This is a genomic window from Bacteroides sp. HMSC067B03 (genome assembly GCF_001811315.1).
GTDB lineage: Bacteria > Bacteroidota > Bacteroidia > Bacteroidales > Bacteroidaceae > Bacteroides > Bacteroides faecis.
Genome location: NZ_KV804275.1, coordinates 1 through 1,358 on the forward strand (window position 1 = coordinate 1; position 1,358 = coordinate 1,358).

The following is a 1,358-nucleotide window of genomic DNA, read 5'->3' on the forward strand; positions in this document are numbered from 1 at the left end:
AAATACCGTATTCACGCAGTTGGTTCTTGTCCTTGCCGACAAAGGTTTCATCAGCCTTGACGTAGAGTATATCGACGGTACCAAGATTGAGTCCAAAGCCAACAAATATACTTTTGTCTGGCGCAAGACAGTCGAAAAGAACCGTACAAAGCTGATGGATAAGATCCGCATTCTCCTGGAGCAGGTGGATGAAGTCATAGCCCAAGAGAACTCCATGAAAGATACACCCGTAGAGTTCACTCCCGCCATGCTCTCAGATATAGTGAATGAACTTAAAGAGGTGCTGGAACACCAGCCTGTAACAAAGGACAAGGAACAAAAGAAGGTCATCCGGGAAAAGAAGAAACAGGTCCGGGAACTTGAGGAGTACCGTGACAAGTTGATAGAATACGACAACCATCTTGATACTCTTGGAGAACGCAACTCCTACTCCAAGACCGATCCTGATGCCACCTTCATGCGCATGAAAGAAGACGCCATGAGAAACGGACAGACCCAACCCGGATATAATCTGCAAATAGGTACCGAGAACCAATTCCTCATAGACTTCCGACTGTTTCCCAACCCAACCGACACACTGACCCTCATACCTTTCTTCCACTCCTTTGAGCAACGCTATAACCGCTTACCAACTGTCGGTGTGGCAGACTCCGGTTACGGCTCGGAAGAAAATTATCGGTTCATGCAAGATAATGGGATAGAAGCCTTTGTCAAGTACAACTACTTCCATAAAGAACAGCGTCCCCGTTATACCCCCAATCCATTCCATGCGGAGAGTCTCCATTACAATGCGGGGGAGGATTATTACGTTTGTCCTATGGGGCAGCACATGAACCGTATAGGAACTAGACGTGACAAAACAGCAAGCGGATACATCACCGAAAGTGCCCGATATAAAGCACAAAGATGTGAAGGGTGTCCTTTGTGTGGCAGTTGCTTTAAAGCTCGGGGGAACCGTATGATAGAAGTCAACCACCGGTTAAACCAATACAAACGGCAGGCACGGGAAAGGTTACTCTCGGAAGAAGGCATCAGGCATAGGGGAAGGCGATGTATAGAACCGGAAGCAGTTTTTGGACAAATGAAACACAACATGGCATACAAAAGGTTCCGGCATGTGGGAGAAGACAAGGTTACAATGGACTTTGCCTTCTTTGCTATAGCTTTTAATATCAAAAAGATGTGTACAAAACTACTAAAAGCAGGAAAGAGAAGGAGTGCACACACTATATTTATCTTTATCAGACCACGTGTGACTCAAAATACGACGAATATTAAGCCTTATTACCTAATTACTGAAAAAATAGTCGCATAGACAAAAAAGAGGAACGACTATTTTATATTAAAAAAAGAAGGGG

General features: G+C 44.7%; 1 protein-coding gene. It reads left to right on the top strand.

From position 1 onward, the window contains the following. Positions 1-1,315: IS1182-like element ISBthe2 family transposase (locus HMPREF2794_RS02780; protein ID WP_070750847.1), on the top strand; the 1,315-nt coding region annotated here is incomplete at its 5' end. Positions 1,316-1,358 lie beyond the last annotated feature (43 nt).